The organism is Streptomyces sp. NPDC090022 (genome assembly GCF_044748145.1).
Classification (GTDB): Bacteria; Actinomycetota; Actinomycetes; order Streptomycetales; family Streptomycetaceae; genus Streptomyces.
This window is the reverse complement of record NZ_JBIVFN010000010.1, coordinates 110,154-127,770: the sequence shown is the minus strand read 5'-3', so window position 1 is coordinate 127,770 and position 17,617 is coordinate 110,154. Positions and strand designations below refer to the sequence as shown.

General features: G+C 74.3%; 17 protein-coding genes and 1 pseudogene. 14 read left to right on the top strand and 4 right to left on the bottom strand.

Features of this window, described 5'->3' with window-relative positions; genetic code table 11:
- Positions 1–60: 60 nt before the first annotated feature.
- The 4 genes from polX (at position 61) to ACIPXB_RS19875 (ending at position 6,124) form a co-directional block, all read left to right on the top strand.
- Positions 61–1,788, top strand: coding sequence for a DNA polymerase/3'-5' exonuclease PolX (gene polX / locus ACIPXB_RS19890; RefSeq protein ID WP_401451542.1), 1,728 nt, complete (start codon positions 61–63; stop codon positions 1,786–1,788).
- Positions 1,789–1,994: 206 nt separating this feature from the next.
- Positions 1,995–2,498 (top strand): hypothetical protein, encoded by a 504-nt coding sequence (locus tag ACIPXB_RS19885; RefSeq protein WP_401451540.1) that lies wholly within the window; start codon positions 1,995–1,997, stop codon positions 2,496–2,498.
- A 273-nt stretch (positions 2,499–2,771) separates the two neighbouring features.
- Complete coding sequence (locus tag ACIPXB_RS19880; RefSeq protein WP_401451538.1) at positions 2,772–4,133, top strand: cytochrome P450; 1,362 nt, start codon at positions 2,772–2,774, stop codon at positions 4,131–4,133.
- A gap of 56 nt (positions 4,134–4,189) precedes the next feature.
- Positions 4,190–6,124 (top strand): peroxidase family protein, encoded by a 1,935-nt coding sequence (locus tag ACIPXB_RS19875; protein WP_401451535.1) that lies wholly within the window; start codon positions 4,190–4,192, stop codon positions 6,122–6,124.
- Positions 6,125–6,147: 23 nt separating this feature from the next.
- On the opposite strand, the gene ACIPXB_RS19870 is transcribed toward ACIPXB_RS19875, so the two are convergent.
- Positions 6,148–6,543, bottom strand: coding sequence for an SHOCT domain-containing protein (locus ACIPXB_RS19870; protein ID WP_401451533.1), 396 nt, complete (start codon positions 6,541–6,543; stop codon positions 6,148–6,150).
- A 176-nt stretch (positions 6,544–6,719) separates the two neighbouring features.
- Between ACIPXB_RS19870 and ACIPXB_RS19865 the strand changes: the two genes are divergently transcribed.
- Entirely contained in the window at positions 6,720–8,066 is a 1,347-nt protein-coding gene (locus ACIPXB_RS19865) for a hypothetical protein (protein ID WP_401451530.1), read from the top strand.
- 7 nt (positions 8,067–8,073) lie between these two features.
- Here the strand turns inward: ACIPXB_RS19865 and ACIPXB_RS19860 are convergent, their stop codons facing one another.
- Positions 8,074–9,498 carry a DUF2252 domain-containing protein gene (locus ACIPXB_RS19860; RefSeq protein ID WP_401451528.1) on the bottom strand — a complete coding sequence of 475 codons (1,425 nt, stop codon included), beginning with the start codon at positions 9,496–9,498 and terminating at the stop codon, positions 8,074–8,076.
- A 60-nt stretch (positions 9,499–9,558) separates the two neighbouring features.
- A complete protein-coding gene (locus ACIPXB_RS19855) occupies positions 9,559–10,497 on the bottom strand; it encodes a hypothetical protein (protein ID WP_401451526.1) in 939 nt (312 codons plus the stop codon).
- A gap of 177 nt (positions 10,498–10,674) precedes the next feature.
- Between ACIPXB_RS19855 and ACIPXB_RS19850 the strand changes: the two genes are divergently transcribed.
- From ACIPXB_RS19850 to ACIPXB_RS19810, 9 genes and pseudogenes are all read left to right on the top strand, one after another.
- A complete protein-coding gene (locus ACIPXB_RS19850; protein ID WP_401451524.1) occupies positions 10,675–11,148 on the top strand; it encodes a DUF6325 family protein in 474 nt (157 codons plus the stop codon).
- A 124-nt stretch (positions 11,149–11,272) separates the two neighbouring features.
- On the top strand, positions 11,273–11,560 hold the full coding sequence (locus ACIPXB_RS19845; RefSeq protein WP_401451523.1) for an SHOCT domain-containing protein: 288 nt from the start codon (positions 11,273–11,275) through the stop codon (positions 11,558–11,560).
- 45 nt (positions 11,561–11,605) lie between these two features.
- The gene (locus ACIPXB_RS19840) at positions 11,606–13,036 is read left to right on the top strand and encodes a chloride channel protein (protein WP_401451522.1); all 1,431 of its coding nucleotides are present in this window, start codon (positions 11,606–11,608) and stop codon (positions 13,034–13,036) included.
- A 165-nt stretch (positions 13,037–13,201) separates the two neighbouring features.
- Complete coding sequence (locus tag ACIPXB_RS19835; RefSeq protein WP_401451520.1) at positions 13,202–13,363, top strand: hypothetical protein; 162 nt, start codon at positions 13,202–13,204, stop codon at positions 13,361–13,363.
- A gap of 97 nt (positions 13,364–13,460) precedes the next feature.
- Positions 13,461–14,138 carry a 1,4-alpha-glucan branching protein gene (locus tag ACIPXB_RS19830; RefSeq protein ID WP_401451518.1) on the top strand — a complete coding sequence of 226 codons (678 nt, stop codon included), beginning with the start codon at positions 13,461–13,463 and terminating at the stop codon, positions 14,136–14,138.
- Positions 14,139–14,270: 132 nt separating this feature from the next.
- Positions 14,271–14,744 (top strand): hypothetical protein, encoded by a 474-nt coding sequence (locus ACIPXB_RS19825; RefSeq protein ID WP_401451516.1) that lies wholly within the window; start codon positions 14,271–14,273, stop codon positions 14,742–14,744.
- Positions 14,745–14,824: 80 nt separating this feature from the next.
- Positions 14,825–15,487 carry an RICIN domain-containing protein gene (locus ACIPXB_RS19820; protein WP_401451513.1) on the top strand — a complete coding sequence of 221 codons (663 nt, stop codon included), beginning with the start codon at positions 14,825–14,827 and terminating at the stop codon, positions 15,485–15,487.
- Positions 15,488–15,719: 232 nt separating this feature from the next.
- Positions 15,720–16,058, top strand: a pseudogene (locus ACIPXB_RS19815) (cytochrome P450); the annotation flags it as partial.
- Between the two features lie 618 nt (positions 16,059–16,676).
- On the top strand, positions 16,677–16,871 hold the full coding sequence (locus ACIPXB_RS19810; protein ID WP_401451510.1) for a hypothetical protein: 195 nt from the start codon (positions 16,677–16,679) through the stop codon (positions 16,869–16,871).
- Positions 16,872–16,951: 80 nt separating this feature from the next.
- On the opposite strand, the gene ACIPXB_RS19805 is transcribed toward ACIPXB_RS19810, so the two are convergent.
- Positions 16,952–17,590 carry a TetR/AcrR family transcriptional regulator gene (locus ACIPXB_RS19805; RefSeq protein WP_401451507.1) on the bottom strand — a complete coding sequence of 213 codons (639 nt, stop codon included), beginning with the start codon at positions 17,588–17,590 and terminating at the stop codon, positions 16,952–16,954.
- Between the last annotated feature and the right edge of the window lie 27 nt (positions 17,591–17,617).

The following is a 17,617-nucleotide window of genomic DNA, read 5'->3' as shown; positions in this document are numbered from 1 at the left end:
TAGTCCCGGGCCCCGTTCCCCGGGCGTGCCGCCGCGGCCCGGCCGGGGCACCCTGGAGGTATGCCCCGAGCCAATGACGAGGTCGAGGCCCTGCTCCAGGAGTACGCCGACCTGATCGCGATCAGGGGCGGGGACGCCTTCAAGGTGCGGGCCTACGAGAAGGCGGCCCGGGCGGTCGGCGGCCATCCCGGCGACGTCTCCACCCTGGACGCCAAGGGCCTGCGGGAGATACCGAACATCGGCGCGTCCCTGGCCGGCAAGATCGTCGAGTACGTCCGCACGGGCCACATGTCCGTCGTGGACGAGGCGCGGGCGTCGGTGCCCGCGGGCGTACGCGAGCTGATCGCGATCCCCGGGCTGGGCCCCCGCAAGGCCATGGTCCTCTACCAGGAGCTCGGCATCACCTCGGTGGACCAGCTCCTCGACGCCGTCCACCAGGAGCGCCTGCGCGACCTGAAGGGGTTCGGCGAGCGGACCGAGGAGAACATCCTGCACGGCATCGCGCTGCTGCAGCAGGCCGGCGAGGGCCGGATGCTGCTCGGCGCGGCCATGGACCTCGCCGAACAGATCGTCGCCGAGCTGGCCGCCGTCCCCGGATGCGTGCGCTGCGCCCACGCCGGCTCGCTGCGCCGGATGCGCGAGACCATCGGCGACCTCGACATCCTCGTCGCGGCGGACCGGCCGGAGCCGTTCATGCAAGCCCTGACCGACCTGCCGCTGACCTCCGAGGTCATCGTCGGGGGCCGGAAGAAGACCTCCATCCGCACCACCACCGGCCTCCAGGTCGACCTGCGCGTGCTGCCCGCCGCCTCCTGGGGCGCGGGACAGCAGTACTTCACCGGGTCCAAGGCGCACAACATCCGCACCCGCGAACTCGCCGTCCGCCACGGCCTCAAGCTCTCCGAGTACGGCCTGTTCGACGCCGAGACCGGCGAGGTGATCGCCTCCGAGACCGAGGAGGCCGTCTACGAACGGCTCGGCCTGCCCTGGATTCCGCCGCCCCTGCGCGAGGACCGGGGCGAGATCGCGGCGGCGCTGCGCGGCGAACTCCCCGATCTGCTCACCGACCAGGACATCCGCGGTGACCTGCACACCCACACCGACCTCACCGACGGCCTCGCCTCGCTGGAGGACATGGTCGCCGCCGCGGCCGCCCGCGGGTACGCCTACTACGCCGTCACCGACCACGCCCCGAACCTGTTCATGCAGCGCATGACCGACGAGAAGGCCCTCGCGCAGCGCGAACGGGTGCGGGCCCTGGACCGCACCCACCGGAGGATGCGGCTGCTGCACGGCACCGAGCTGAACATCGGACCCGAGGGCGACCTCGACTGGCCCGACGACTTCCTGGCCGGCTTCGACCTGTGCGTGGCGTCGGTGCACTCGCAGTTCGACCAGAGCCGCCCGGCGCTGACCCGGCGACTGCTGCGCGCCTGCGAGAACCCGCACGTCAACATCATCGGCCACCCCACCACCCGGCGCATCGGCAAACGCCCGGGCATCGACGCCGACTTCGACGCCGTCTTCGAGGCCTGCGCCCGTACCGGCACCGCACTGGAGATCAACGCCCACCCGGAACGGCTCGACCTGCGCGACGAGGACATCCTGCGGGCGAAGCGGTACGGCGTGAAGTTCGCGATCGACTCCGACGCCCACTCCACGACCCACCTGCCGTACATGCGCTACGGCGTCGGTACCGCCCAGCGCGGCTGGCTGACGGCGGACGACGTCATCAACACCTGGCCCCTGGCGCGGCTGCGCCGCTTCCTGCGCAAGACGCCGACCTGACGTGCGCCGCGCCGGGCGGCGGCTCCTTTCGGCCAATGCATGTTCTGTACATGACATCTCGACGCGGGTGTGGGAATCTCCGGTCGCGCACCAAGCTCTCTCCCGGACCCGCGCGGGACACCCCTGCCCGCGCGGCGTCCGGCGCACTCCGGGCGGGGCCCGCCGGCCCCGCCCCACCCCCACACGGAAGTGGCAGGAGAAGCGACATGCGAAAGTTGGCGCACCTGACCGGCGCGGGCATCCTGGCCGCCGCGCTCACCGTCGGTACGGCCGCCGCGGCGACGGCCGCCGCCCCCGCCGCCGACCAGCGGCTCGACGGCGTGATGCTGGTCGCGGGCAACAGCTGTTCCTGGACCAACGCGAAGACCAGCGCGAACCCGCCCGCCGCCCTCACCGTCGACCGCGGCTCGGTCAACACCCCGGGCGGCAACCTCGCCTGCGGCGGCGGCATCACCGCCACGCTCAACAACAACCCCGCGTTCACCTTCGACGACGCCGCCGGGCTCGCCCGTACCGACGTCATCGACATCAGCGGCAGGATGAGCTTCATCACCTGCCGCTACAAGGCGACCGGCATCGTCTGGAACCGCGACGGATCGACCCGCAAGTACGTCAACCAGGCCTTCACGGCGACCAGGACCTCCGGCAGCTTCCTGTGCCCCGGCTCGGTCACCACCCCCGCCGGTGACGCCTCCATGCTCTTCCACTGAGAACCGCCCGCCCCACGCCTCCGGTGCCGCCCGGCACCGGAGGCTCTTGGCATGCGCGGCGACGCCGCCTTCGGGCCCTGTCGGCGCCGGGTCAACTCCGCGGCGGGCCGAGCGGGTGACGACGCGCCGCGCACGTCCGGCCGGACGCCCCCGGAAGAATCGATTCCGTGCGTGGCGCTCCGGGGGCCCGCTCGCCGGGATGGCGTAGCGTCGTGATTCCGTCACCGACAGCAACCTTCCGTCAGTTCTCCGTCACGCCCCTGGAAGGCCGCCATGCACCTCGCGCCGCAGCACACCGAGGTCCTCGACGCCGGCCCGGCCCCGGCCCCCGCCGGCACCGCCGAGAACCTGCGCTTCCTCCTCACCCACACGCTGCCCGCCTTCGTCCGCGGGTTCGTCAACCCCCGGCCCGCCGTGGTCAAGGCGTACGCCGCCCTGGACCAGCCCGCCTGGTCGGCGGCCACCCTGCGCGCACTGCGCGCCCGGCACGGCGGGGCGCCCGTCCTGCTGCGCGGCATCTCAGGACCCATGCTGGTGCTGCTCGACGTCCAGGACCTGCGGCAGTTCTACCGCGAGCCGGTCCGGGCCCTGGCCATGGACCCGCCCGACAAGAACAACGGCCTGTCGATCCTGGAACCCACCGGGGTCATCTGCTCCCACGGCGAACTGCGCGAGGACCGCCGCCGGATCAACGACGCCAGCCTCGCGGCCGAACGTCCGGTGCACCCCTCCTGCGAGCCCTACCTCGCCGTCGTCGCCGAGGAGGCCGAGCGGATCCGGCCGCGCACCTCCCGCGCCGTCCTCGACACCCCCGCGCTCCGCGGCGCCCTGCACCGCATCAGCCGCCGCGTCGTCCTCGGCGACGCGGCCGCCGACGACGAACAGCTCACCGACTGGCTCTACGTGCTGCGCGACGAGGCCAACTGGATGGGCCGGCGCAAGAAGCGGACCGTGGCCGCCCGCGCCGTCTACGACAAGGCCACCGCCCGGATCGAGCACTACGCCGCGACCGCCCCCGCCCACACCCTGGCCGCCCGCGCCCGGACCCACCCCGACCCGGCCGGCGACCTCGACCCGGTCGGCCAGGCCCACCACTGGCTGCTCGCCCTCGACGGGCTCTCCGGCGTCGCCGCCCGCACCCTGCTGCTGCTCGCCTCCCACCCCGCCGAGCAGGACCGGGCCGCCGCCGACGCCGCCGCGGGCGGCACCGCACTGCCCCAGCTGCGGGCCTGCGTACGGGAATCGCTGCGGCTGTACCCGCTCGTACCGGACCTGCTGCGCGTCACCCGCGCCGAGACCACCTGGCGCGGCGTGACCTTCCCGCCCGGAACGGCCGTCCTGGTGCCCGCCCAGTTCCACCAGCGCGACCCCGAACACGTCACCGCCGCCGACCGGTTCGTACCCGGCCGCTGGCTCACGGGGGACGCCACCGGGAACAACCGGCTGGCACCGTTCAGCCACGGCGGCGGCCGCTGCCCGGGCGAGAACCTCGGACTGCTCGTCACCACCGCCTTCTGCGCCGAGATCCTGCGCACCCACCGCCTCGCCCGGGCCCTGCCCGCGCTGCCGGCCGAGCGGCCCCTGCCCGGCACCGTGGACACCGCCGGGATCCGCATCGGCGTCGTCCCGCGCTGACCCCCTCCCCACCCCGCCCGCACCCACGCCACGCCCCTGCCGCACCGCCGAGCGGCATGCACACCGCACCCGACAGCGAGGCCCCGATGACCGGCACCGCCCCCACCGACCGACCGACCGCGGGCCCCGCTCACGGCCAGCGGCCCCGTACCCACATCACCGCCCCGTACGGGCCGCCCGGACTGCTCGAACGGGCCGGATCGGCCCTCTTCGCGCAGATCAACACCCGCCGCGAATGGCACGAGCTCCCGCTGCCGCTCGCCCTGCTCAACCTGCACGTGCTCCGCGACGACCTGCGCCGCAAGAACCTGTACGACACCTACCGGGCCGGCGGGGAACGGCCCCGCCGCGCCACCGGGGAACTGCTGCCGTACCGCTCGTACGACGGCTCCGGCTACGACCCCTACGACGCCGACATGGGCCGGGTCGGCACCCGCCTGGACCGCAACGCCCCGCTGGACCTCACCTTCCCCGAATCCGACGAGGACCGGCTCTCCCCGAGCCCCCGCGAGGTCAGCCGGCAGCTGCTCGCCCGGCGCTCCTTCGTCCCCGCGACCTCGCTGAACCTGCTGGCCGCCGCCTGGATCCAGTTCCAGATGCACGGCTGGGCCAACCACGGCGACAACGAGACCGCCGAACCGTTCACCGTCCCGCTCGCACCCGACGACGAGTGGGAGGAGTCGCACGGCGGCAGCTGCCCGATGCGCATCAACCGCACCCGCCCCGACCCGGTCGCCCACACCACCCCCGACGCCCCGCCCACCTACGAGAACACCGTCACGCACTGGTGGGACGGCTCGCAGCTGTACGGGTCGACCGAGGAACGCTGCCGCTCCCTGCGCACCGGCGAGCACGGCAAACTCCGTCTCACCCCCGACGGGCGGCTGCCCGCGGACCCGCGCCCGGGCCTGGAGTGCCTGGACGCGACGGGCATGAACAGCGACTACTGGGCGGGCCTGTCCCTGCTGCACACGCTGTTCGCCAAGGAACACAACGCGATCTGCGACTACCTGCGCTCCCACCGCCCGACCTGGGACGACGAGCGCCTGTTCCACACCGCCCGGCTCGTCAACACCGCCCTCCTGGCGAAGATCCACACCGTGGAGTGGACCCCGGGCATCCTCGACACCCCGGTGCTGCGCATCGCGATGAACGCCAACTGGTACGGCATGCTGCCCCGCTGGGTCGGCCGGCGGTTCGGGCGGTTCGGCGACGGCGAGCTGCTCAGCGGCATCCTCGGCTCCCCGACCGACCACCACGCGGCGCCGTACTCCATGACGGAGGAGTTCGTCTCGGCGTACCGGATGCACCCGCTGATCCCGGACGAGCTCGCCGTGCGCGACCACTGCGGCGGATCCCTGCGCGCCACCATCGGCTTCGACGACATGCAGGGCCGCACCACCCGCACGGCCGTCGACGAGTACGGGATGAGCGACCTCCTGTACTCCCTGGGCACCGCACACCCCGGCGCCCTGGTCCTGCACAACCACCCCGACGCCCTGCGCGACTTCCTGCGCATCAACGGGGAACACGTCGACCTCGGCACCGTCGACATCCTGCGCGACCGCGAGCGCGGCGTCCCCCGTTACAACGCCTACCGGGCGATGCTGCGCAAGCGGCCCGTCACCTCCTTCGACGAGCTCACCGGCGGCCACCGCGCCGACAGCCGGCTGCTGGAGGACCTGTACGAGGGCCGGCTCGACCGCGTGGACACGCTCGTCGGCAACCTCGCCGAACCCCGCCCGGCCGGCTTCGGGTTCAGCGACTCGCTGTTCCGCATCTTCATCCTGATGGCCAGCCGGCGGCTGAAGAGCGACCGGTTCTTCACCCGCGACTACCGGCCGGAGGTCTACACCGCCGAGGGCCTGGAGTGGGTGGACCGCAACGGCATGGTCAGCGTCCTGCTGCGGCACCATCCCGAACTCGCGCCCGCCCTCGCCGGGGTGACGAACGCCTTCGCCCCGTGGCGCCATGGGCCGGCGGGGCGCTAGGCAGGGGGCACGGGCGGCGCTCGTCAGGACAGGAGCTTCGCCTTGGCCTGCTGGAACTCGGCCTCGCTGAGCGCGCCCTTGTCCTTCAGCTCGGCGAGCCGGGCCAGTTCGTCCACGCTGGATCCGCCGGACGAGCTCCCGGCGGCCTTGCGGATGTAGTCCTGGAAGGCCGCCTCGGACTCCTTGGCCTGCCTCATGTCCCGCTGGGTCATGCCCCTGCCGCGGACGATGACGTAGACCAGGACGCCGAGGAAGGGCAGCACGATGCAGAAGATCAGCCAGCCCGCCTTGCCCCAGCCGCTCATCTCGTGGTCGCGGAAGATGTCCATGACGACCTTGAAGAGCAGGAACAGCCACATGATCCACAGGAAGAACCACAGCATGGTCCAGAAGACGCTCATCGCGGGGTAGTCGTCCATCGAAGCCTCCGTTGCAGGGGCCGAGTGCCCCTGATCGGCAGTATTCGTCCGCTCCGCGTCATCCGCATCCCGGAGGGTCCGCCCGGGGACGGCCCCCTTCACCCGGTCGGTCCGCCCCGCCGCGCGCGTCCGCCCCGGGCGGGTTGCGATGGAGGCCGACCCGGAGGAGGCCGGCGATGGCGCAGGAGAACACACAGGGCGAACTGGCAGCGCTGCGGGCGCGGGTCGCCGCACTGGAGTCGGAGGCCGCCGCGCGGCCGCCGCGGGGGCACCGCATGCGCTCGTTCCTGGCCGCCGTCCTGATCGTCCTCGGCTGCCTCCTGGCACCCCTGGGCATCGTGGCGGCCTGGACCTCCGACATCGTCGGCGACACCGACCGGTACGTCACCACCGTTGCCCCGCTCGCCTCGGACCCCGACGTGCAGGAGGCCGTCGCGAACCGGGTCACGGGTGTGGTCATGGAACACGTCGACCTCCCCGCGCTGCTGGAGGACGTGGCCCCCGACCAAGGGCCCCTGCTGCAGAAGGCGCTGGGCAAGGTGGGCAGCGGGCTGGAGAGCGCGCTGAGCAGTTTCGTACGGGACAAGACGCAGGAGGTCGTCTCCTCGGACGCCTTCGCGAAGATCTGGACCAACGCCAACCGGACGATCCACACCGCGTTCGTCCGCGCCCTGACCGGCGGCGGCGACGGCGCCGTACAGATCAAGAACGATTCCGTGACCATCGACCTCGCGCCCGTGATCGAAGAGGTCAAACAGCGGCTCGTGAAGGCCGGGCTGGGTGTCGCGAACAAGATCCCGGAGATCCACACCGACTTCACCGTCGTGCAGTCGCAGGACATCGGGAGGGTCAAGACCGGCTTCCGGCTCCTGGAGATCCTGGGTCTGTGGCTGCCCGTCCTCGCCGTGCTCCTCGCCGCCGCCGGCGTCCTCCTCTCCACCCACCGGCGCCGGACCTTCGTCGCCGCGGCGCTCGGCTTCGCCGCCGCGGCCCTGGTCCTCGGCATCGCCCTGGCGGTCTTCCGCACGGTCTATCTGAACGCCCTGCCCGACACCGTCTCGCAGGCGGCCGCCGGCTCCGTCTACGACGCCATGGTCAGCCTCCTGCGGCTCAGCGCCCGTTCGGTCGTCCTGCTCGGCGTGGTCCTCGCCCTCGCCGCCTGGCTCTCCGGGCCCGGCCGGTACGCCCGTGCGGTGCGCGAGGTGTGGTACTCCGGCATCCGCGCCACCCGTGCCACGGCCGACCGGCTGGGGATGCGCACCGGCCCCGTCGGCCCGTTCGTCCAGCGGCGGCGGGGCTGGATCATCTGGATCCTGGTGGCGGCGGCCGCCCTCACGTACATCCTGTGGCCCGACCCCACCGGCTGGGTGGTCGTGGGTCTCGCGCTCGGGCTGCTGTTCGCGCTGGCCATCGTGGACTTCCTCGCCGCAGAGCCGGAGCCGGAGCCGGAGCCGGAGCCGACGCCGGCTCCGACGGACGCGGGGGGCGGGGCGGGCACGGCGGGGACACCGCCCACCGGATAGGCGGGGTTCAGGCCGCGACGGCGGCCACCCGGCCCGCGGCCACCGCGTCCACCAGGGCCCGGTGGTCGCGTTCGTTCAGGTCGGCGTACCCCTCCGCGAACTCCACCAGCGCGTGGTCGAAGACGTCCCGGCGGCCCAGGTACGCGGCGATGGCGATCCGGTCCCCGGACCGGGCGTGCCCCCGGGCCAGGGTGTACCCGCACACCTCGGCGAAGAGCCCCATCCCGCGCGGCTCCATCCGGGAGGGTTCGGCGATCGCCTTCCAGTCGCGCAGCTGCCGCAGGTAGAAATCCCGTTCGCGGCCGTCGATGCCGTGCACCCGGTTCCAGCCGAGGAAGATGTCACTGGCCGCCTGCATGAGCCGCTGCCCGGCCACCACCCGCTCGCCCTGCGAGGCGTACTCGCTCGCGCCGGCGTGCGCGGCGAGCACCGACTCGCCGGCCTCCTTCGCCTGGAGGATCAGCGGGTCCGCCCCGTCCCGGCCCAGCAGCAGCACGACCCAGCAGCGGGTGCCGACACTGCCGACGCCCACCACTTTGCGCGCCATGTCGACCACGGTGTACTGCCGCAGCAGGTGCTGCCGGTCCGGCGGGAGGGTGTGCCCGTACCGTTCGATCAGGTCGCGGATCTGCTCCTCCAGCACCGCACGCTCCTTGTCCGGCATCAGCTCCGCGAGCGGCGTGATCAGGTGCGGCACGGTCACGAACCGGCGCTCGCCGCCCACCTCCTCGGTGAGCTTCTCGAACGCCTGCAGGCTGTCGCGGCCGCGGGCCTTCGACAGGGTCTCGGACAGGATCCTGCGCCCGCGCGTGCGCAGCGACTCGGCCGCCAGCTCCTGGAGCCGGTCGGCGTCGAGGCGCGCGTACCAGACGTCGAGGTTGCGCATGGCCGCGAAGCGGCGGATCTGCTCGCGGTAGGACCGCACCGCGCGGCGGACGACCGTCGCCCGCTCGGCGTCGCTGTAGCCGTTCTCCCGCCCGGCGATGACCAGGCTCGTCGCCAGCCGTTTGACGTCCCACTCCCACGGGCCGGGCAGCGTCTCGTCGAAGTCGTTGATGTCGAATAGCAGGTTGCGTTCCGGGGATCCCAGCAGCCGGAAGTTCAGCATGTGCGCATCGCCGCACAACTGGACCCGCAGGTCGGAGTCCTGGGTGCCGGCCAGGTCGCCGGCCATGATCGCGGCGGCGCCCCGGTAGAAGCGGAACGGTGACTGCGTCATCCGCCCGTACCGGATCGGCACGAGGTCCGGCAGCCGGGTGGCCGACTGCCCCTCGATCACGTCCACCGGATCCGGCCGGTTCGCGGCCGGCTCGAAGTCACCGTGACCGGACCGGGGCGCCCGCTTGCGCGCGGCCCGGCCGCGCGCCGCCCGGTCCGCGGGGGAGAGCCATGGTCCGCCGCCCGCCGCGGTCGCCGCGTAGATCGCCGTCATCGGGAGCCTCCTGACCGCCGGTTCTGCGCCTTCCAGGATGGCACCCGGGCGCCGACGCTGCTACGACACCCGCCCGGCCCCCGGGGGACGGGGCTGCCGGTCCCCGCCGGCGCCGTCCGGTGCGCCCCAGCGCGGGGCCGGGCTGCCCAGCCGGCGGGCCAGGAACGGCTCCTGCGCCAGTACGGCCCCCGCGCTGATGCCGATCGCGACGGCCACGCACAGCACGATCAGCCACGACAGCAGGACGAAGACCGTGCCGGCCGCGCCGTACTCGCCGAGCGCCCGGTCGAGGGCGACCGGCATGTAGTAGCGCGCGGTGACCGACAGCGCGGTGACCGCGCCGCCGGTGAGCAGGGCGCCGGGCAGCAGGGCGAGCCAGCCGACCGCACCGCCCAGCAGCAGGTGCTGGGTCCACCACCAGATCCCCGTCTGGAAGAGGAACGTGAGCGGGACCCCCAGCCACATCCCCACGCCGAACCCGTCGCGCACCGGGCCCTGGACGGCCAGCAGGGAGGTCCAGACGGCGACCCACACCACCCACCGCCAGGCCGCGACCCGGGCCACGTTCCGCGGCAGCTCCCACGCCCGCTTGCACAGCCGCTGCACGGCACGGCTCACCGCCGTCGCCGACAGCAGCACCATCAGGCCCCCCACCAGCCCCACCGCCTCCTGGAGGTCCTCGTCGGACGTGCCGAACAGGTCGTTCAGCTGTTTCTCGGCTTCGCCACTGAGCCCGAACACCGCCTGGATGGAGGAGGACAACTGCTCCCGTACCGCCGTCGGGGCGAAGGAGGCGAGGAGGAAGAGCAGCGGCACCGCCGTGAGGAAGACCTGTGCGGCCACGCGCGTCGCGGAGTCGAAGATGTTCACCGTGACCATGCGCTCGGCCAAGTGGGTGATCACCGGAAACCGGGCCTCGGCCTCGCGACGCACCCGCAGCCCGGCCGCCGCCATCCGCCGCGAACGGGCCCGCCACCACGCGGTCGAGGTCCGGGTCATGGCGGCCTCCTTCGTGTGCGTCCAGGTTGGCGGACCGGGGTGGGCGCGGCATCTCGAACGGCGCGCGGGGCCGTCCGCCGTCCGGCGTCCGCACATGCGGAGCGGCGGACCCGGTGCTGGAATGGACGCGAGGGGCGTCCGCTTCCGCCCACCGTCCGACGTCCGACAGGAGCCGCGATGAGCAGCGAGGCCGAGTACCGCAGTGACCCCGGGGGCGTCGAGGACATGGGGCCCGTCGACTACCTGGTGGTCGAGTTCCCGGGCAACCGTATGACAGGCGAGGGCCTTACCCTGCTGGTCGATCTCGTCGACCGCGGCATCATCCGCATCCTCGACCTCTCCTTCATCCGCAAGGACGAGGACGGTACGGTCACGGCGCTGGAGCTGCGCGACCTCGACGGCGAGGTCGACCTCACCGTCTTCGAGGGCGCTTCCTCGGGCCTGCTGGACCAGAGCGACATCGACGACGCCGCCACCGCCCTGGAACCCGGGAACTCCGCCGGGGTCCTCGTGTACGAGAACACGTGGGCGGCGCCGTTCGCCCGCGCCCTGCGGCGCGCCGGAGCCCAGCTCGTGGCCTCGGGCCGGATCCCCGTCCAGGCGCTGCTGGCGTCGCTGGAAGCCATGGAGGACCCGGGCGAGGGTGAGTGAGCGCCGGCGGCGTGCGTACCGCCCGCACGTTCCGCCGGCCCGCCACCCGGGTCCCCTTCGTCGTTCCTCATGCGTCGTTCGTTTCACCGAACCGATCAGATCCCCCAGCCTGGAGGTGAGTGCCGTGCCCGGACTCCTTCGCGGCGTCGCCCGCACCGCCGTTGTCGCCGGAACCGCCACCGCGGTGTCCAACCGGGTCTCCCGCCGGCAGGCCGGCCGCTGGGCGCAGCAGGAGGCGCCGGCCCCGGCCGCTCCGCCGCCCGCCGCGCCCGCCGCGCCGGCCGCCCCGGCCGCTCCGGCCGACGACATGACGAGCAAGATCGACCAGCTCAAGGAACTCGGCGCCCTCCACGAGCAGGGCGTGCTGACCGACGAGGAGTTCGCCGAGCAGAAGCGCCGGCTCCTCGGCTGACCGGGCGGTACGGACCTACCGGCGGGGATGCGAAAGGACGGCTCCATGACGCAGCCGCGATCGCAGCCGCAACCGCAGCCGCAACCCCGGCCGCAGCCGCAGCCGGGGCAGGCGGGCGGGGGGTCGGGGGAGACCGAGGCACTGCGCCGGCTGCTGCGTACGCCGGGATACCGCAAGACGCTGGTGTTCAGTGCGCTCATCGGCGTACCCGTCTCGCTCGCGGCGTTCTGGTTCCTCGCCGCCCTGCACGGACTGCAGCGCCTGGTGTGGACGGACGCCCCGAAGGCCCTGGGCTGGGACGGCCCGCCCTGGTGGTGGCCGCTTCCGCTGCTGCTCCTGTCGGGCGTCTGCGTGGGACTGATCGTCACCCACTTCCCCGGCGCCGGAGGGCACATCCCGGCCGCCGGGCTCCAGGCGACCGGCGCCGGCGCGGCGGCCGTGCCGGGCGTGGTCCTCGCCGCGCTGTTCAGCCTCCCGCTGGGCGCCGTCCTCGGCCCCGAGTCCCCGCTCATCGCGCTGGGCGGCGGACTCGCCCTCGCCTTCCGCAACCTCTCCCGCGCCCCCGCGACACCCCAGGGCACCGCTCTGCTGGGCGCCGCCGGAGCCGCCGCGGGCATCGCCGCGATCTTCGGCAATCCGCTGATCGCCGCCGTGCTGCTGATGGAGGTCGTCGGGGTGGGCGGACCGCAGCTGTTCGCCATCATGCTGCCCGCCCTGCTGTCGAGCGGGATAGGGTCCCTCGTCTTCACCGGCTTCGGCCGCTGGACCGGTCTGGGGACCGGCGCCCTGGAACCGGTGCACGCCGCGCCGTCGTACCGGCTGGACACCGGGGACGTGCTCTGGTCCATCCTGCTGGCCGCCGCACTCGGCGCCTTCGTGCACTACATCCAGTACGTCGGCCGGCTGGTCGCCGTCCGGGTCGCCGGACGCACGGTGCCCGTCACCGCCGTGTGCGGGCTCCTGGCCGGTGTTCTGGCGGCCTGCTACGCGCTGGTCACCGGCCGCAACCCGGTGGATGTGGCCTCGTCCGGGCAGTCCACGCTGGGTGAACTCGCCGCCGATCCGCATGCCTGGGGGGTGGGCGCGCTGATCGCCGTCCTCCTCTTCAAGGGCGCCGCGTACGCCGTGTGCCTGGGCAGCCTGCGCGGCGGCCCGATCTTCCCGGCGCTCTTCCTCGGCGCCGCCGCGGGGGTCCTGGTCGCGCCGCTGCCCGGAATGGGCGTCGGCGCGGGACTCGCGGCCGGCATGGCCGCCGCCGCGACGGCCGCGCTGCGGCTGCCGGTCAGCAGCGTGGTGCTCGTCGTCCTGATCCTCGGCAACGCGGACATGGTCGCGGTGGCGATCCTCGCGGCGGTCGTCGCCTTCGCCACCACCGAGCTCCTGCCGGCCGGCCCGGAGATCCCGCCGGCCGGCGGGACGGCGGCCCCGGCCCCGGCGGCCCCCGCCGCCCCGGCCGCCACTCCGCCGTCGGCGTAGGTCTGGCCGGGCAGGCCCGTCCGGGCAGGCGTCCAGTCGTAGGAGCGCGGGCCTTCGCCGTGCCGAACTCTTGATTCGGCCCGACGGCCCCTGATCGACAAGCTGAGCGCATGGACAGCGAACCTCTGCGGATCCCGCTACGACGCGGTGCCGGCGGACCTCGGCATGGAGACGGAGCCGCCGGACGGATACGGCGCCGCCGTGTGGCTCGCGGTCCTCGCGGACCTGCTCACGGCACCCGGTTCGCCCGGGGACGGGGACGGGGATGGTGGCGGTGGCGGTGACGGAGCGGCGGTCCAGGGCCGGGAACTCCGTTCGGATCCCTGACCGTTGGACAAGCGGTCCTCCGCGGTCCTCCGCTGTCGCGCGGATGAGAGGGTGAGGGGGTTCGTACGTACCCGTCCGACGGAGGAGAGCCCCCGGTATGGCCGTCATCCACAACGTCGAGCTCCGGCCGACCAAGCTGGAACTGCTCACCGACTGGCTGCCCACCCGGCCGTGGTACCGCGGCGGGGCGGGCGCGCCGCGGCCGGCCAAGGCCGGTGGCTTCCGGCTGGACGACCCGCGGGGCGAGGTCGGGATCGAGTTCATGGTGGTCACCGATGCCTCCGGCCCGCTCCCGGTCGCCTACCTGGTGCCGCTCACCTATCGCGGCGCCCCGCTCGCCGGGGCCGAGCACGCGCTCGTCGGCACCATGGAGCACGAGGTGCTGGGGCGGCGCTGGGCCTACGACGGCTGCCAGGACCCGGTGGCGGCCGCCCAGTTGCGTGCCCTGATCGCGGGGCGGGTGCAGGCCCAGGACCAGAACACCAGCGACGCCGTGGACCGGGAGGTCACCCGTTCCTGCGCGGTCGAGGACTCCATCGCCACCGATGCGGTCCCCACCGATTTCTCCGGCACCGGCGGTGACGACGACGAGGGCACCGAGCTCCCCGCGCCCGCCGGTCTGACCCTCCGTCTGCACCGGGTGCTGCGCCCCGTCCCGGACGGCGCGGCGATGTCCGCGCCGGGGACGGCCGGCCATGTCGCCGGCGCCTGGCGGCAGCCGGACGGCAGCCGCGCCCGGGGGCTCTTCGCCACCGTGCGCACCACCGCCCGCTGAGCGGCTCCCGCCCGCCGGCACGGTCAACCCGGCCTGATCCGGCGGCCGTACGGCCGTACGGCTGTCGCGGCGGTGGCGGGCGGGGCTACCGTTGCGGGACCGCGCGGGCGGGGACGGTGAAGGGGGAGCGCCATGCTGGACGAGGCACTGGTCGCGCTGGCGGCCGCGGTGGGCTCGGGCGTCGTACAGGCGGCCGGTACGGACGCCTGGCAGGCGCTGCGCGGCCGGCTGGCGCGGGTGCTGGGCCGGGGCGACCGGCGCCAGGAGAGCGTCCAGCTGGAACGGCTGGACCGGACGGCTGCCGAACTGACGGCGGGACAGGAGGGCGGCGGGCCGGCGGACATCGGGCCCGACGGCGATGACCGTGACGAGGTGCGGACCCGGCACGGCGCGGCCTGGCGGACCCGTACCGAGGACCTGCTGGAGGCGCTGGAACCGCACCAGCGGGCCGAGGTCGTGGCGGAGCTGCGGGCGCTGCTCGACGAGACGGCGCGGGCGGCCCGGCCGGCCGCCGGGGGAGTCGTGGGGAACGTGTTCCACGGCCCGGCGGCGGTCCAGTCCGGGGACGGCAACGTCCAGGTGAACCGGTTCGACGCCCGCCCGTGAGCGGGACCGGGCCCCACGGGGGCGATGAGGGCCGGGGAGGGGACGGCAGGGGCGGGGACGCCTTCCGGGGGCCGGCCGGGGTGCAGCGCGGGAGCGGGAACCTCCAGATCAACCTGCACGAACACCGCACCGGCCTCCTCTCGGCCTGCGCGGTCGCCCTGGTGTGCGTGGCCACCGTGATCGCCGTCCGGGTGGGCGGTGACGACCCGGGCGCCGGTGCCGGGGCCGCGTCCCCCGGCATCCCGCCCGCTACGCGCACGCCCGCCCCCACACCACCGGGCACGCCCGGCGCGGATCCCCCTGTGCTCACCGGGCGGCTGGTCAACGGCGACGGCGGACTGTGCCTGCGGGCGCCCGGGACGGAGGAGGGCCTGGTCCCGGTGCAGGACACCTGCACCGACGGCGCCGAGCGGACCTGGGCGCTGGAATCGCGGGACGGCGGCGCCACCCGAACGCTCCGCAACGCGCACAGCGGCCACTGCCTGGCCCTGGCGGGCACGGAGAGCCTCGCCCCCGCGCGCCAGCTCGCCTGCGCCGCCGGACAGCCGGGGCAGCGCTGGGAGCTGCTGCGGGGGGACGGCGACCGGGCCGGGCAGTTCATGCTGCGCAGCACCGGCAACGCCAAGTGCCTGGTGGCGCAGCGCGGGGCAGTGGCCGGGCCCGCGGTGCAGATCTCCTGCGGTGAGCACTTCGCCGACCAGTGGTGGCGGCTGGTCACGGCGAGCGGCCCCGCCCAGCCCTGACCCCGCGCACGGCGAGGCCGGCCGGACCGGCGGACCGTGGGGACCAAGTGGACGCAAGGGGTCCTTCAGCGGGGCGCAACGGCCGGGGCCGACCCTGGAGCGCGGCGGCGCCGGCCGCCGCCCCCGGCGATGGCCGGGGACGTCACGGGCTCCACGGCACCGTACGGGGAGGGTCCGCGACCTCCGTACGCCCGGCAGGAAGCCCCGTAACCGCACCTGCGAGGCCGTCGCGATGACCGAGTCCGTTGCCTTCCCCCAGGACCGCACCTGCCCCTACCGGCCGCCCGCCGCCTACGATCCGCTGCGCGGCGGCGCGCCGCTCAAGCGCGTCACCTTCTTCGACGGCCGCTCCGTGTGGGCGGTCACCGGCCACGCGGCCGCCCGGACCCTGCTCGCCGACGCGCGGCTGTCCTCCGACAGCCAGAACGAGGCCTTCCCGGTCCCCTCCGAACGCTACGTGGGACTGCTGCGCCGCCGGACGCCGCTGCTCGGCGTCGACGACCCCGAGCACAACCGGCAGCGCCGGCTGCTGATCCCGAGCTTCACCCTCCGCAGCACCCACGCCCTGCGGCGGCACGCTCCTGGCCCGGCTCGGCGCCGACGTCTCGCGCCGCCGCGGCCTCTTCTCCCGCCCCGCCCCGCCGCGCGGCGTCTACCTCTGGGGTTCGGTCGGCCGCGGCAAGAGCGGGCCGGGTGCGCGGCGGCGCGGTCCGCAGCCGCAGCCACAGCCGGTCCCCGTCGTACTCCGCGCGCGGGAACCAGCTCCCGTCCGCCGGCAGCCGCCGTACGACGGCCTCCCAGAAGGCCTCGACGCCGGGCCCGCCCGCCTCGCGCACCCGCTGCCGCGAACCGGCGCCGGTGCCCGTCGACGTCCCGTACGCACCCGTACTCGACGAGCCAGGAGTCGGCCACGACGAGTTCCGCCGCCGACCCGTCCGTCGTCGGCCCCGGCGCCGTCGAACCACTGAACTCTCCGGCCGCCGCCCCGAACACGTGGAGCCGCTCCGTTCCCGTCACCATGCGGTGATCATCACAGGCGGGCCCGTTCCCCGGGCCGGCCGGGCGCGCGATCTGTGGTCCCCGGCCGAACACAGAGGGAACGTCACTCCATCGGCACACGGGAGCGGGCGCATTGATGACGAAACGGTCACGTCCCGCCACGCGGGATCCGTCACGTCGTTGGCCCGGCATGCAGAGCACAACTGCCGCATTGGCGGCGATGCCCGTGCCGTGGGACGTGCGCCCGGCGCCCCGGCCGGTGTCGGACTCACCGATCTACGACCGGCTCGAACTCGAATGGCGGCGCCAGGGCCGTACGGTGCCGCGGCCCACGGTGCCGTCCGGCTGGGAACGGGTGGACGAGGACCGCTTCGGCCGGGCCTGACCCCGGCCTGGCCCGCGCCTGACCCGGACCCGACCGGCGTGAGCGGACCCGCGTGACCGGTTCGCCGTCCGTGGATCCGGTCAGCCGGACGCCAGGAGCCCGGAACGGCCCTCCCACAGGGCGGCCAGATGCGCGTGCAGGACGTCCTGCGCCTCCTGCGCGGACAGGTGGCCGATGAGCCGCTGCACGGTGAGCCCGTCCGCGAGGGCCAGCAGGGCCCGCGCCTCGCGCCGCGGATCGAGCCGCGCCGCCCCCTCGGCCCCCTCGGCCCCCTCGGCCCCCTCGGCCGCCTCCGCGATGAGCCGGGTGAACCTCGCCTCCAGGTCCGCGTAGTTCGTCCGTAGCGTCCCGGCCAGCGCCGGGCTCACCGCCGCCTGCGCGACGAAGGCGAGCCAGATCCTGGCCTCGGCCCGGTGCTCCTCGCGCAACAGCGCGACCTCGGTGGCCGCGTGGCTCAGCGCGGTGCCGGCCGACTGGGCCGGGCTGCTGACCAGGCGGGCCCGTACGCGCGCCCCGATCCGCTCGCCGATGTGGCCGAGCGCGAAGAGGAGCATCTCCTCCTTCGTGCGGAAGCACCGCTGCACGGCGCCCATCGACACCTGCGCCCGGGCGGCCACGTCCCGCAGGGTCACGCCCTCCAGCCCGTGCTCGTCGACGAGTGCGCAGACGGCCTCCGCGATCATCTCCCGCCGGCCCTCGTGATCCACCTGCCTGGGCATGCCCCGTCTCCTCCCGGTGTCCGTCCC